This window comes from Marinobacter sp. MMG032, assembly GCF_040112695.1.
Classification (GTDB): Bacteria; Pseudomonadota; Gammaproteobacteria; order Pseudomonadales; family Oleiphilaceae; genus Marinobacter; species Marinobacter salsuginis.
In genome coordinates, this window is record NZ_CP157803.1 from 32,813 (window position 1) to 46,447 (window position 13,635).

Annotated in this window: 10 protein-coding genes; 6 read left to right on the forward strand and 4 right to left on the reverse strand. The window is 52.3% G+C overall.

Features of this window, described 5'->3' with window-relative positions:
- The first annotated feature begins 270 nt into the window (after nt 1-270).
- The 6 genes from ABNF92_RS19620 (at nt 271) to ABNF92_RS19645 (ending at nt 7,916) form a co-directional block, all read left to right on the forward strand.
- The gene (locus ABNF92_RS19620) at nt 271-552 is read left to right on the forward strand and encodes a hypothetical protein (RefSeq protein ID WP_062786988.1); all 282 of its coding nucleotides are present in this window, start codon (nt 271-273) and stop codon (nt 550-552) included.
- Entirely contained in the window at nt 553-2,400 is a 1,848-nt protein-coding gene (traD, locus tag ABNF92_RS19625; RefSeq protein WP_222534962.1) for a type IV conjugative transfer system coupling protein TraD, read from the forward strand. It begins immediately after the preceding gene.
- Nucleotides 2,397-5,396, forward strand: coding sequence for a MobF family relaxase (mobF, locus tag ABNF92_RS19630; RefSeq protein WP_222534961.1), 3,000 nt, complete (start codon nt 2,397-2,399; stop codon nt 5,394-5,396). Before traD ends, mobF begins: the two co-directional genes overlap by 4 nt.
- Nucleotides 5,397-5,411: 15 nt before the next feature.
- Entirely contained in the window at nt 5,412-5,861 is a 450-nt protein-coding gene (locus ABNF92_RS19635) for a hypothetical protein (RefSeq protein ID WP_062786979.1), read from the forward strand.
- A gap of 4 nt (nt 5,862-5,865) precedes the next feature.
- A complete protein-coding gene (locus ABNF92_RS19640) occupies nt 5,866-6,231 on the forward strand; it encodes a hypothetical protein (protein WP_156484306.1) in 366 nt (121 codons plus the stop codon).
- Nucleotides 6,232-6,708: 477 nt separating this feature from the next.
- Nucleotides 6,709-7,916 (forward strand): IS3-like element ISMaq2 family transposase gene (locus ABNF92_RS19645; protein WP_349342663.1). Its coding sequence is split into 2 segments (ribosomal slippage): nt 6,709-7,036 and nt 7,036-7,916, totalling 1,209 coding nucleotides; the frame shifts between segments, so codons are not numbered across the junction.
- 26 nt (nt 7,917-7,942) lie between these two features.
- On the opposite strand, the gene ABNF92_RS19650 is transcribed toward ABNF92_RS19645, so the two are convergent.
- Genes ABNF92_RS19650 through ABNF92_RS19665 form a run of 4 tightly spaced genes read right to left on the reverse strand, consistent with a single transcriptional unit; the run spans nt 7,943 to nt 13,634 of the window.
- Nucleotides 7,943-8,542, reverse strand: a complete 600-nt coding sequence (locus ABNF92_RS19650; RefSeq protein ID WP_349344123.1) for a S49 family peptidase — start codon at nt 8,540-8,542, stop codon at nt 7,943-7,945.
- On the reverse strand, nt 8,517-9,011 hold the full coding sequence (locus ABNF92_RS19655; protein WP_197476603.1) for a lytic transglycosylase domain-containing protein: 495 nt from the start codon (nt 9,009-9,011) through the stop codon (nt 8,517-8,519). The genes ABNF92_RS19650 and ABNF92_RS19655 overlap by 26 nt, the downstream gene beginning before the upstream one ends.
- Nucleotides 8,962-12,255 carry a conjugal transfer protein TraG N-terminal domain-containing protein gene (locus ABNF92_RS19660; RefSeq protein ID WP_222534960.1) on the reverse strand — a complete coding sequence of 1,098 codons (3,294 nt, stop codon included), beginning with the start codon at nt 12,253-12,255 and terminating at the stop codon, nt 8,962-8,964. The genes ABNF92_RS19655 and ABNF92_RS19660 overlap by 50 nt, the downstream gene beginning before the upstream one ends.
- The gene (locus tag ABNF92_RS19665) at nt 12,252-13,634 is read right to left on the reverse strand and encodes a conjugal transfer protein TraH (RefSeq protein WP_222534959.1); all 1,383 of its coding nucleotides are present in this window, start codon (nt 13,632-13,634) and stop codon (nt 12,252-12,254) included. Before ABNF92_RS19665 ends, ABNF92_RS19660 begins: the two co-directional genes overlap by 4 nt.
- Nucleotide 13,635 lies beyond the last annotated feature (1 nt).

Here is a 13,635-nt window from a genome sequence, read left to right on the forward strand (position 1 = left end):
TCCCGAAGGAAAACGGCCAGGCCGTAAAAGCCGGCGGTTGGGGGGGGCTGCCTGGACCTCAGCGGCCTGCTGCCGCCCGGTTTTTCTCACACCCTACGCAGCTTACGCTGCAATGCTTCAGGCCTTGTGCCACAAGGCCTTCAGCGTATGCGCTATGCAGCGCATACGGTATACACACCTCTTGCCCTCACCAATTGGCGCAAGGCCTAGCGCGCATACGGAAAACATATTATTATATGAAAACAAATAAATCTATATGGAGCGGCAAGGATGAGGGCGGTATCCATTCGAGTGTCCGAGGACACCATTACCTTTGTTAAGCAGGAAGCTCGGCGTCGGGGTATCAGCACCGAGTCTGAGATGTGGCGAATCATCATTGAGCGCGGCATTGCCGCCACGGAAGGGGCTAACGGCAAATTGGATGCCCTTCTAAAGATAGGGGTTCAGACACTGTGTCTGTCCCAGCGCGTTGCTGGTGTTCACGAAGAATCGCTTATCAATGCGGCCCGGGAGGATTCGATAGCCATCCTGGAAAAGATGGGGGTGTTGTAGATGAGCATTTTCCGGGGTTCAGGAATAGGTAATTTCACTCGTGGTGGCCAAACCACCATCCATTATTTCCGAATGATTTGGCAGGTAGTCGTTCAGTTCTCAAGAGCCTGTCTGGTGTTATTTATTGCAGCGGTTGCGACCACTTATTGGTTCAAGACGGACCCGATTGAGAGATCCATAGCTATCGGATATGCCGAGGCCTACGTCAAACACGAAGGTCTGAAACTGGAGGATTCAACTGTTTCTATTACTTACCCGGATGGGCGCGATCGGGTTATCCCGGCGGCGGGGTATCTGAGGAATTCCGGGGTACAGGAGATTGTTGGTAGGAGCTATACCGCACTGTTGTTTGGCGTGGTGACTGGTTTGGTGTCACTGGTGATCTTTAGTGCGCTGGTTTTCCGATTTCTCAACTCGACCGGTAAAGGCTTCTCAGATGAGGAGTTTGTCCGGGGAGGCAAACTGGTTGATGCAAAGGAGCTTGGTAAGACCGTGAAACGCACCACGAAAACCGCAGGGCTGAAGATGGCGGGTATACCAATTCCGAAGGATTCAGAGCCTGCTCATTTCTTGGTAGTTGGGGCTCCTGGTACCGGGAAGTCAGAGACGTATAAAGAAATGCTGAGCGAGTTCAGGCGGCGCGGCGAGCGGGCGGTTGTTTATGACCCAGCGGGGGATATGGTTTCCCACTTCTTTCGTGAAGGCCAGGATGTGATTCTGAGTCCTTTTGATGCGCGTGGTCGATCTTGGGATCTGTGGGGCGAGTGCAAAGAAGAGTATGAATTCGATCAGCTGGCTGCATCCTTCATTCCCGAGCAAAAGTCCAACGACCCGTTCTGGACGCAGGCCGCAAGATTGGTATTTTCGGCAATGGCAAGGAAGCTTGCGGATCACCCGCAACGCTCTAATCGGCTGTTTGTAGACAAAATCCTCAATGCTTCTCTGGAAGAGATCATTGGGTATCTTAAGGGTACTGAGGGGGCGGCCATACTCGCGGAGGGCGCAGAAAAAATGGCCGCGTCGGTAAGGGCGGTTCTGGCAACGTATGTGCGATCTCTGAAGTACCTGCAAGACTCTGACGATACCTTTTCGATCAAAGACTGGGTAAAGAATGACGGCGTCGATCAGTGGATCTTCATTACCAGGAAAGACGACCAAAAAGAGGTTGTTCGTCCCCTGATTACGGCATGGTTGGACACGGCGTCCTCGGCCATTTTGTCAATGAAACCCTGCCGAGACAGGCGTATCTGGCTGATGATCGATGAGTTGCCCAGTTTGAACCGGCTGCCCTCGCTGACCGATACCCTGGCGCAATCCAGGAAGTTTGGCGGCTGCGGTGTTTTAGGGGTTCAGTCATACCCTCAATTGGTTGGTATTTATGGTCGGGACGATGCCGATGCCCTGGTGGGCATGTGCTCCACCTGGGCAGTATTTCGGTTCAATGAGGACCGTTCTGCAAAGTGGGCGAGTAACGGGCTGGGGGCCACGGAGCAGCTTGAAACGAATGAAGGCATATCTTATGGCGTAAACGATATCCGAGACGGTGTATCCCTTTCGCGCCAGCGGCAGCTAAGACCCATTGTGTTGCCGACGGAAATTTTATTCCTCCCTGACCTGCATGGCTATTTGAAGTTAGGGCGAAGTTTTCCTGTGGCTAAGTTTGTGCTCAAACGAAAAGAGCTGAAGCGGCGGGTGGAGGGTTTTGTTGATCGGAAACTGAACGTGGAAGAAGTGATTGTCGATGAAGATCTTCACGGCGATGCCGACGTTTCCATTGATGGAAAAACCGAGGTGGAGCAAACCCCTGATCAAATGGCGCTGAAGTACCGGGATGGAGCCATTCTGTGATCAGCATCAAAGCGATTGGTAGCGCGAAGGTGGCGAGCAGCTACTACAAGGATGCGGATTACTATAGCCGCGACGAAAACGGGGAGAAAGAGTCAATTCCGACCCAGTGGTTTGGAAATGGAGCGGCCTTGATGGGCCTGAGTGGTCCCGTGGACATGAAGGTATTTGAGAATGCCCTAGAAGGCCGATTGCCTACAGGGGATACCCTTGGCAGGGCTAACGGCAAAGGCGGTATTGAGCATAAGAAGGGCTGGGACTTTACGCTTTCTGCTCCCAAGTCGGTATCAATCATGGCGTTGGCCGGTGGCGACGAGCGGTTGATTAAGGCTCATCAGGAATCAGTTAAAGCAGCGCTGGGTTACCTGGAGAAGAACCTGGTGGGCGGCCGGAAAAGTGAGAATGGCGTGACGCGGTTTGTTCGCACTGAAAACATGGCTGCGGCCATGTTTACCCATTCGACTTCACGGGCATTGGACCCTCAGTTGCACACTCATAGCGTCATTCTTAATGCGACCCTCCGGGACGACGCACAGTGGCGCTCTATCGAAAGCGGTCGCATGTACGATAACTCCATGCTTATTGGTCAGATTTACCGTTCAGAACTGGCGATGAAAGCGACCGAGTTAGGTTATACCGTGGTTCCGGGTAAAAAAGGCACGTTCGAGCTTAAAGAGGTTAGCCAGGAGCTCCGGGGCTTGTTCTCGAAGCGCCGAAAAGACATTGAAGCTGCCGCAAAGGAGCGCGGGTTGGAAGGCGCTAAGGCGATGGATCGAGCGTCGTTGATGACCCGCGATAGCAAGAAAACGGCGACGAAAGAGGTTCTCTTGGAGCGCTGGTCTAGGGAGTTGAAAGAGGCCGGATTAACACTCCCGGCTATCCCGTTGAAGCGGATTGAGCGGGACAAAGAGCACGAGAATGCTGATTCCGGCAAGTCTCAACCAGCCCAGCCCAAAGGCAAGGATTCAACGACACCTGGTCCAGATCGGGTAAAGATTGATCCGGAAGTTCAACCACGGAACGACACGGCGCCTGGGGGGGCAGTCGATGGGAGGGAGACAGGGCCACAGGATCGAAACTCGCCTCAAGGGGAAGGTCGCGGCGAAAAGGTGTTTAAAGGCGAGTCCGCGAGAGATGATGTGATATTTGCCTACAGGAAACTCGCGGAGAGAGAGGCCGTGTTCTCTGAGAAAGAATTGCTGAAGACGACGATGAGTACAGCAGTTGGACGGCACAGCTTTCAAGCAGTAAATAGCGCTATTTCTGGCTTGAAAGAGGCCAAGATCTTACTGCCGGCGGTGGGGGTTAATGATAAGGAGGCTGATTATCTCACGACCCCTCAGGCGTTAAAAAAGGAACGTTACATCGTAGACCTGGTGAAGACCGGGCAGGGTGAGCTGAGGCCTATTGCTGGAAAGTCGGCGATCAAGGACTTCACTGCAAAGTTGGGCATGACGAAAGGCCAGCTTGACGGAGTTCAGACGATCGTTGGGACTAGAGATCGGGTGGTTGGGGTGCAAGGCTACGCTGGTACCGGCAAAACCTACATGCTCCAGGCTGTGAAAGATATTGGTGAGCACCGGGGATATAAGGTGCGAGGTTTTGCGATGACTGGGGCGGCCGCCGAAGAACTGCAAAAGGGGGCAGGCATTCAGAGCCAGACCATTGCCAGTCACCTCTACGCCCTGGCAAATGGTGAAAAGGACTCCCAAGGCGGTATCGGCAAAAATAACAAAGAGATCTGGGTGATCGATGAGGCCTCATTGATAAATTCATCTCAAATGGCAGACCTTCTTACCTTCAGCAGGAAGACCGGTGCCAGAGTGGCCCTGGTTGGGGACAAGGCGCAAATTGGAGCCATTGAGTGGGGTAAGCCGTTCAATCAGCTTCAGCGAGGCGGAATGAAAACCGCCGTCATGAACGAAATTCAGCGCCAGAAGGGGAACCCGGTTTTGCTCAGCGCTGTGAAGGATAGTGTGGTTGGTGATGCGGCGAAGGCGCTCAAAAAGATTGATGGCCGAGTAGTTGAAGAGGCCGATAAAGCACAGCGTTTAAATAAGATAGTCGATCAGTATGTTGCCCGATCTCAGGGCGACCGTGCAGATACCCTCTTGATGATCCCAGACAATGAAACAAGAGGTGAGGTGAACCAGAGGATCCGGGAAGGCCTGCAAAAGAGGGGTGAGCTGAACGCCGATTCAGCTTCGTTTTCGGTGATGGTCAGTCGTGGGCTCACCAGGGTCGAAAAAGGGAGTGTGCGAGGCTATACGGCCGGAGATTATGTTGAATTTTCTAAAGCCTTTAAGACGCTTGGAGTGGAAAAAAATGAACGGGTGAAGATCCTGCGTGTAGATGGCCAGAAAGTAGTATTTGAACGAGAGAATGGCCAGGTAGTTGATTGGAGACCCGATAAAGTAGCGGGCAGGGCAAAGCACGGCGTTGAAGTTTACCGTGAGGATGAGAAGAAGCTGGCTGAGGGTGATCAGATACAGTGGCGGAAAACCGATAAAGACCTCGACTTGAAAAACGGGCTGAAAGGCGAAGTGCTTAAAATTGAGGGCGACACGGCTACGGTCCGTTTCAAGGATGGGCGCGTCATTGATTTGAACATGAAGGATCAGAGGCACTGGGATCATGGCTACGCGTCTACTATTTTCTCGGCTCAAGGTCAGACATATCGGGACGCCATTGTTCTAGCAGAGAGCTGGCGCCGGAATCTGATAAACCAGAAAACGTTTTATGTGGCGTTGTCGCGGGCAAAAGAGAACGCCTATGTGTATACCGATGACAAGTCAAAGCTAATTCGGGGGATTGAGGAGAGAACCGGAGAAAAGACCAGCGCCCTAGAGGGCCGCCGGATTAGCGTTGAAAAGCTCTTCGCGAGTGATGGCCTTATTAAAGAAACTCGACTGGAGAAAGCGACCAATGTGGTCAAAGAGGCCGTTAACAAAGCGGTTGAGAAGATTCGGGGCGGCCCTTCTAAGGAGATGTCCCTGTAGCAGAGGGAGAGTGCTATGTACTACATGGTAGGCGTTATGAAATGCATCATTGCTCCGCTTTTCACAAGCATGGTGTTCGCAGGATTAATTGTATCGCCGTGGTTGCGCGATATGACTATATGGGACGTTACCTTTATTTTTGGAGCAATCAGCATTCTGGCTGGGGTCTTTTTTGGCCTGTTTTTCCATTACACGCGTGGCTGGATTCGCGCGCTGGGATTTGTTCTGGTGATGGCTTATATATTTGGAATGGCTGTCGTTAATGGAGATGGCCGCTGTGATTGGCCGCTCCCCAATGGCGAAATCTTCACGTTTGATGTTTTCTGGTTTCCTTTTGGATTTATATTCTTTGGCTTTGTTGCATGGGTGTGTTTATACCCAAGGGAAGTACTATCAATTGGCGGATCTGTACTATCCGGTGTTGCTGTGGAGGCTCTGAGAGAAACGGATCGAAATGGGAGATAGACAAATGGAATTTTGGTGGTCAAATACCTTGCTAGGTCTGGCACTAGTTCTGTGTGCCTCGGATTCTTGGGCCCAGCAACTGGTGGAGAAAAGAAACGGCACTTATGATGTTCAAACCATCAAGGAAGTAACGAGTGCTACTAAAATTGCTCAGGTTTGCCTGGAGGACATAGAGGCCAAGACTGGTGTAGTGACGCAGAAAGATTTCAGAGTCTGTGACTGTGTCATTCTTGAGCTGATGGATTCGATCTCATACAGAGAATACTGGGAAGTAGAGCAGAACATTCTGTATGGCCGTGACTGGAAGGGAACAGAAGCTATGCGCAGAACCAGGCCCCAACTGGTTGAGGCCTGTGACTGGCCAGGTTGACTATAACCTTGGTCCTGGGTACTGGCTTAATCGGCTCCAAATTTCAGAAGTGATGGAGCTGGTTAAGGATTCTGCCACTCTGGGTAATTGGCCAAAAAAGCCTGGCTTTTGGCTGTAATCCAAAGCATGTTGAGATCCAAACTCGACTTCTAGTATTTCGTGGTAGGTGGAAAGGCCATCTACGAGACCGAGAGTTACCGCTTCTTCCCCGGTCCAATAATCCCCGCTGAAGAGATCTTGATGTTTGGCCAATTTTTCCGAGCGACCATGCTTTACCACGGTAATAAACTGCTGGTGAATTTGATTAAGTACTGTTTGAACCTTCTTTAAATCGTCTGAGGTCGCGTCTGTAAAGGGGTCTAGTCGGCGTTTGTTGTCGCCGGCTACAATGGTACGTTGTAGTAGCCCCCAATTAAACCGGACACCTTGGTAGAAGCAAAGGCCTAGGCATAGACCTAGTGCAAAGGAGTGTCCAAGGTGGAGAGAATCGAAGTCATAACCGGAGTGCAGCGCCGTCGCCGGTATTCCGCGCAGGAGAAAGCATTCATGGTTGCAGAGTGTGAGCAGCCAGGCATGTCGGTATCGCTTGTAGCCCGGCGTCATGGTATATCAGCAAGTCTGTTGTTCCGTTGGAAGAAGCTGATGAAAGACGGTGGCATGTCCGCGATTGAATCCGGTGATGAGGTTGTAAGCGCATCCGAGGTCAAAGCCCTGAAAAAGAAGGTTCGGGAGCTGGAGCGGATGTTGGGCCGCAAGACGATGGAAGCTGAAATACTCCGGGAAGCCCTGGAGGTGGCTCAGTCAAAAAAGTTGATCTCGCGCATGCCGTTGCTGCCACCGGACGATACCCTCTGAAGCGGGTTGCGGAAGTGCTGAAGGTATCGCGCTCCAATCTTCTGGATCGCCTTCATGGTCGCCAGAAAGGCCGAAGCCCGAGATACAGCAAACAAGACGATGACCGGCATTTGCCGTTTATCCGTGAGCTGTGCGAGGCCCGTGCTGCCAATGGCTATCGAAGGATCACGGCTCGACTGAATCGGTTGCTCGCAGCCAACGATGAGCGAGTAAACCACAAGCGCGTGTACCGACTGATGAAGCAGGATGGGCTGCTGTTACCCCGGTATACAGGGCGACCTCAAGAGCGCTGCCACAATGGCCAGGTTATTACGTTGAAGCCGGACCTTCGTTGGTGCTCAGATGGCTTTGAGATCCGCTGCTGGAACAAGGAGGTTGTCCGCGTAGCCTTCAGCCTGGACTGCTGTGATCGCGAGCTGATGCGCTATGTAGCGACTACTGGTGGCATCACCGGTGAGATGGTTCAAGACCTGCTGCTGGAAAGCTTGGAATACCGGTTCGGCCAGTCAGAGCGAGTGCCTCATCCGCTGGAATGGCTGACGGACAATGGCAGTTGCTACATTGCCAAAGAAACGCGAGCCTTCGCGTCCTCTCTGGGCTTTGTCGTGTGTACCACACCGGTGAGAAGCCCTCAGAGCAACGGCATGGCTGAGGCCTTCGTGAAGACGTTTAAGCGCGACTATGTGTACTTGAACGATCTCCCTGATGCCGCCACGGTGATGGCCAGGTTGCCGGAATGGGTCGAAGACTATAACCGCAGCCACCCGCACAAGGGGCTGAAAATGAAATCGCCCTGGGAGTACCGGGCGGAACTGGCATCAAACGAATGAGGTGGTGTCCGGTTTAGCGGGGGCAACTACATACGTGCCGAAATGCCTGCTTTGTCTGCAAGCTCTTTGATGCCGAAAGATTGCTGAAAAACTCCAATAGAGCCCGTCAGGGTTGCCGGATTAACAAGGATTTTATCGGCGGCTACCGCGACCATATACGCCCCAGAAGTCAGCATATCGTCTCCTAAGACCACCAATTTCTTCCCGGTCTCCTTCTTCAACTGCGTTAAGTATTGGTGAAGCTTATGGGATTGGACTGGCGTCCCTCCTGGTGAATTAATAACTAACAAGACCCCCTTCGCCTTTTCGTCATGGAAAGCCTGATAAAGATGGTTTTCGAGTTGTTGCAGCGCAGTTGGCTTCCCCGCTTCAATAGGGCCATTTAACCGAACGAGGGAGACGTAGGATTCGCCTTTTGGAATCGTGATGCCACCAACAATACCTTGCGAGTAAAGGATGTTGAACACGAAAATGGTCACAATAACCAGGATTAAACCGATTGAGCGGAAGTTCGCGCTGCGCCTCGTTTTTCGTGTTTCCACCATGATTGCGTCAGCGAATGCGGTTTGCTGCCTGGTGAATGCGTCGATAAGTGTTTGCTCAGTAGACTTCTTTGGGGATTCCATTTTCTTCCTCCGTGATTGATGCCAGGGCCCGGCGTACCTTGCCGATGTACCGGTTTCTTGCTTTCTCAGCGCTCGTTGATTCTCGGAAGCCCGCGTTATATGCACCGATAGCCAACCAAGGCTTGCCCTTGGCGGTTACCATGTTTTCTGCCAATATCCAGGCCCCCACGTGAATGTTGGCGCATGGATTGTTCAATAGAACGGATTCTGAAATGTTGTAGCGCTTTAGTCGTTGTAAGTGTTGAGAGTTGATCTGCATTAAACCGTAGTCTGTAGTTCCGTTACGGTTAGCTTCATTGATTGCGCCTGATTTCTCGCCTGACTCTACGCGGGCGATGGCACGGAGAAGCCGAGCAGGTATCTGGTACCTTTTCGAGGCGTCCAAATAACAATGCTCCCAATCAGAAGCCGAGGCGGGGTTAGCGATAACCGCGGCGGCCAAGAGACCGGCCATTATCGTCAGTTTCATTTTTGTCGCTTCCTGTAAAATCTTTTCCTGAGTGATCGGATAAATGGTCGTAGGTTGTCGATGACCAGTATTCGGAGTCTGCGCGAATCGCTTGTATTTTCTCTTGAAGGTATGCCGCTCCAGCCAGATATCTGTCTTGCTCGGGGCTGAGCGAGGATGCTGAAACTTCGGTGCGCTCCACGACATCGAACGCCTCATTGAGAGTTCGTTTCACCGCTTCCCGATTCATGCTGGATCGCTCGTTCTCTGCTACAGAGCCTGTGGAAGTTGTTGCTCCACCAACATCAAGTGGAGTCCAGTCAGGTGCTTTAAGTCCGGCGCGGAATTCCCATCCAATGCTCTCGTCTGTGGACAGAGACTGATCGCGTACGGTATTTAGCATTGAGGTTAGAGAGTTGATAAATGCCAAACGATTACCGGCATTCGCCCCGCCCTGTAGATTCTGCATAGCCGTCGCAAGCTCTTGTTGATGGCTAGGATCATCGCTCAAGGCCCACATTGCCGCGTTCGGGAATTCTTGACGGCCACCGGTTTCGACGCGGGTTGTGTCAGTTTCGGAGTGGCTGTTATCGATATTCGTTCCGTTATTTATGGCCGTAGAGTTTCCGGAAAGAGTGGAGCTGTAGACAATTTCGCCGTTGCCATTGAGGGCAAAAGTAACTCGACTGCTATCGGCTACGGAGTCGAGCTGTTTATCTGTGAACCAACCATGATCTTCATGCGCCCTGACCATTTCGTCCTTGGTCATGGAAAACGAGCCCGCTTCAGCAAGTCGATTTCTGAGCACAGCGCCAGCCAGGTCCATTCCAGATGCATCGGCAAAAAGCTCGAATTTCGAAAGATCTGCGGCGGTCCCGCTTTGTGCCATTGTCGCAACGTTTTGAACGTAGTCCACAACACCACCGCCACGCTGTGCAGAGGCACTTATGACGGCGTTAGCGTCGGCTCCATTACGAATAGCGTGGATGCTTTGAGCAATCGCCAATTGCTCAGGCGGAATATTCTGTAAAGCCATTGAAGTGCCATGGTCGTTTGCCGCTGATGCGACACCACGGGCTTGGAAAATTTCTTCAGGGGTCAGGTTATTGGCAGCCATGTAATCCAATATGCCCGTTTGTTGCTGCTGCGTTGCGGTCGCCATAAACTCGGACATCTGAACAACTTCGTCGGCATGCCATCCTGTTGCTTGAAGCTTGCCCATGAGATCGGCATTAGAGGCCATTGCTTGAACTCTCCAAGCGTCGCCCCGATCCATGTCCGGATGTGCGTCCTGGATTCTGTCAACCATTGATCCAATAGTGGCAGCATCGCCTGAACTTCTATTAATGCTCGCCGCAGTCAGGTATTCAGATTGTGAGAATACATTTCTAAAGCCCATTTCATTTGATGAGTCCATACGCCCAGCAGCTTGTCCAAAGCGATTTTGCGTCTCAATGTTCGAAACCCCGGCATCCAGATTTTTCATTTCTTCGGGGCCATTGGTAGCACCGCTAACTGTATTTCGTGCTTCCACTCCACCGAGTGTTTGCCCAGCACGTTGTGCCCCCTTGATTGCGCCCTGGCTGGCCGGGCCTCCTCCATATCCCATGCCAGAAAGGCCATCCATTTCCATGGTGGCCTGGCTCACATCAGTTGCGCGGTTGTACTCAGTAGTGTTGGAAACGTTGTCCCAACCACTTTCCGCAATCAGATTCGAGGTAGCACGGGCACTTGCGAGATCGTCCAAGGCCTTTGCGCTGGAGACTGGGGATTGATTTTGGTCAGCGGCTGACGAGCCTTGCTGATCCACCTGACCTGACCAGTTTCCTGCTAGGCTTGTAAGACCATAGGGCGACATTTTAAAAAGCATCGCGGCGATAAAGGCCGATATCCCGATTCCCATACCGCGGGCTTTGCCGAACAGAGAGAGCGCCTGGGTTGCTGATTCAGGTGCCAGAAACATTGCAGAGAGGCCCATCTGATGGCGTTGGATCTCCCGGATAGCGTCATATGCTTGGTCCATTGCAATCTGCGAGATGATCACATCAAGGACTCCCCAAATTGTGATCCAGCCGAGAAGCGCAATGATCAGCTTCAAGGCGGTCGGAAACATTGGGGTAACGATGAAGAGAACCAGGACGGGGATTAGGCCAAGAACGATAGCAGTTACGCTGGCTCGAATTTTTGGCATCCACTCGTTGGCCGCTACGGCAATACCCAACCCGTTAGTCATCATTGAGCGGTTGGTTAAAGCTCGAATTCCAGCGTCGGGGTTCTCATCGAGCATCACCTGTGACATTGCATTACTTATAACGACGTTTCTCAGGAGTTGGGCAGATGGGGCGCCCGGGGCCCCGAAAACGTTGGCGTTCATCGTTTGGATTTTCGTTTCACACGCTGTTTTCTGAGGCAGATTTGCTATGTCGAAGCCGCTTTTTACGCAGACAGTATCCAAGAATTCATCGTACGTGGCGGTTGCGTTGAGCTGCGGCGCTAAAAAATTGTCGTAGGCGTCATTGCAGCTCAGAACCGTGCCTCCCTTATTCGCACCGGAAGAGTAGTAGGTTGTAAACATGGATGCGGAGCGCATCTCGGCCAGAGTGGTGAGGAGGTCATCTGTGCCACTTTTTATGTCTTCCAGATCGACGTTGTAGGATGGCAATACCAGAGCGAGCTTGGAGCAATCCTTAAAATACTGACGGATTGATTTTTGGAGATAGTAGTTGCTGGAAAAGGTCCGGTCGGTGGTCGCGTTGAGGAGCAGTTCAAAACTCACGCCGCCGGCTTCATTTTCGTATGGATGTGCGGCTGAGGCATCGACGATGCGTTGGACCGCTCGCTCAGCTTTGTTCGTAACACCTGCAAGTAGAACAATCAGGTCCGGAACATCAGCGACGGCCTCATAGGCATTCCGCACAGGGTCGTAAACATGGATGGTGCCTTTTGGTGTGATCAGGGCTTTAAAGATGAGCACGCCAATGAGCGTGGTCATAAGCCAGGCCAGACTCAAGCCAGAGGCTGAGTTCTGGAAATTCATAATGCCCCTGGCGTAGGTGAACATGCCGCCGAAAAGCAGTCCGAAGACTACGGCAACGAAGAACAGGGTCGTGTATTCGTTGTTAGCGAAGACCAGGGATACCCGCTTGAAGGCGTTCACCGTCTCCGAGAAGCCGTCGTAGGTATAGAAATCCATATCCAAGGCGAATGCCTGAGCTGGCAGGGTCAAAAGCAAGAGGAATGCAACGACCCAATTCAAGCGCCTCATTGGGTCATATCCTCTGAGTTGCGTTTCAATACCTCTTTTTGTCTCTCTGACTGAGCCTTGGTGAATGCTATATGAGCCAGCTGCTCCTCGGTTTTCTTCAGGTAGCTGTCTCGCGCAGCCATTCGGAACTGATACGCATCCCGCTTGATAGCATCCAGGTGCGCATAGGCTTCTGCAAAAACGCTGCGGTCGCAGGTAGGTCCGGGAGCCATCGTATTGCTCATTACCGCAGAGGTTTCCCTGAGCATATTGTCGGCCGTGTTATAAAGGTCGTCGATCATGTAGAAGGCGTAGGCGTACGCCACCACCTCTTCGGTAAGAGCAATCGCCATGTCCTTGTCACCAAGCGCGATTGAATCGACGAGGATAGGCAGCACAGGGACCGGTGAGGCCTCAAGGAATGCCTCTTCCGCCGGGGTGAGAGCGGATTTCGTTTCGAGTTTGTTGGCAATGCCAGTCATCTGAGCATTTACCAATCCAAGGAGGCCATTGGGCGTTGCCGAATCCTGGATGCAGTTGGTACCTGCGGCCACCTGAACTTTTTTCATGGCAGTGCCATGCACAAAGTCTTCAATGCTGGATTCATCGTTCTCCGGGCAGGAGCTCACCGGTTCTATGATGGGTGCTTTAACCCCAGGCCCTGCGTTGATGAAAACATCCCCCAAGAAGCCTCGCATGGTATCGACGTATTGAAACCCGAACTCGTCAGCGGCGTTCTGCAACAATGACCCGCTGGTAAAGATGTTTTTGAACTGTGTGGGGCAGTCCGCGACAAGCTGCTTAACATCTTCGGTGGGCTCGTTGTTCGCGGCGCTCTGATTTTCCTTGGATTCCTGCCAGCTATCCGTTGACCCCGTTAGGGCAGCCACTTTGGAATCGAGGTAACCTAAATGGGGAGCCGCTGCTTGCCCAATTGCATTGCCAATCGGGGCGCCTAGCTTCTTCGCAAACTGACAGTCATTGATTTGTAGCCCATTCAACTCGTTAATGATCTGCTCGAAGGACTTCATTGTTTCAGACAGCTCTTTTGACATCACTTTCATGGCTGTGTCGAAGGCAATGGCCGGGGCGGCTGCAATCATGTTCTGCATTTTGTCCACCAGGTAGTCAGCATCGAGCATTGAGACACCACCCAGGAACAGATCTACGCCGCCGCAACCGGCCTCAATGCGCGGGGGTGCAATCGTTACAAGTGGATCCGTAGACACGTTCAAACGGGCTGAATAGGAACCGGCAGAGTAGAAGCCTCGCTGCTGGTTTTTGTAACTGGATGCGCCAGATGAAGTGCTCGATGCAAACCAGTCGTCCGTCCAATCTGCATGGGCGAAGGGAGTCGTAAGGTTCAAGCATATCGCGCTGAGGAAAAGGGCTCTTTTCATG

Coding starts and splice junctions, on each gene's coding strand:
- ABNF92_RS19620 (WP_062786988.1), top strand. CDS start 271: ATGAGGGCGGTATCCATTCGAGTGTCCGAGGACACCATTACCTTTGTT.
- traD (WP_222534962.1), top strand. CDS start 553: ATGAGCATTTTCCGGGGTTCAGGAATAGGTAATTTCACTCGTGGTGGC.
- ABNF92_RS19635 (WP_062786979.1), top strand. CDS start 5,412: ATGTACTACATGGTAGGCGTTATGAAATGCATCATTGCTCCGCTTTTC.
- ABNF92_RS19640 (WP_156484306.1), top strand. CDS start 5,866: ATGGAATTTTGGTGGTCAAATACCTTGCTAGGTCTGGCACTAGTTCTG.
- ABNF92_RS19650 (WP_349344123.1), bottom strand. CDS start 8,542: ATGGAATCCCCAAAGAAGTCTACTGAGCAAACACTTATCGACGCATTC.
- ABNF92_RS19655 (WP_197476603.1), bottom strand. CDS start 9,011: ATGAAACTGACGATAATGGCCGGTCTCTTGGCCGCCGCGGTTATCGCT.
- ABNF92_RS19660 (WP_222534960.1), bottom strand. CDS start 12,255: ATGAGGCGCTTGAATTGGGTCGTTGCATTCCTCTTGCTTTTGACCCTG.
- ABNF92_RS19665 (WP_222534959.1), bottom strand. CDS start 13,634: ATGAAAAGAGCCCTTTTCCTCAGCGCGATATGCTTGAACCTTACGACT.